The following is a 295-nucleotide window of genomic DNA, read 5'->3' as shown; positions in this document are numbered from 1 at the left end:
ATATGCAGCAGGCGCTGGACGTGCTGATCCCGCTGAATATCAAGCAGATCCATCTGTTACCGTTTCATCAGTACGGCGAGCCGAAATACCGCCTGCTGGGGAAAACATGGTCGATGAAAGAGGTTTCTGCGCCGTCGTCAGCCGATGTGGCAACGATGCGTGAAATGGCAGAACGGGCCGGATTTCAGGTTACCGTGGGAGGTTAAAATGGCATATCTGGTGGCAGTAACCGCCTGCGTAAGCGGCGTGGCGCATACTTATATGGCGGCGGAACGGCTGGAAAAGTTGTGCCAGT

2 pseudogenes are annotated in these 295 nt (G+C 54.9%); both read left to right on the top strand.

The window, feature by feature from the left end:
- Positions 1-206 (top strand): annotated as a pseudogene (locus LZP73_RS20105) (hypothetical protein); the annotation flags it as partial.
- Positions 145-295: pseudogene (locus LZP73_RS21580) on the top strand (hypothetical protein); the annotation flags it as partial. The pseudogenes LZP73_RS20105 and LZP73_RS21580, both read left to right, overlap by 62 nt.

The organism is Shewanella sp. AS16, from assembly GCF_021412365.1.
Taxonomy (GTDB): domain Bacteria; phylum Pseudomonadota; class Gammaproteobacteria; order Enterobacterales; family Shewanellaceae; genus Shewanella; species Shewanella salipaludis.
Note: the sequence above shows the minus strand (reverse complement) of the source record. Positions and strands in the feature narration are given on the sequence as shown.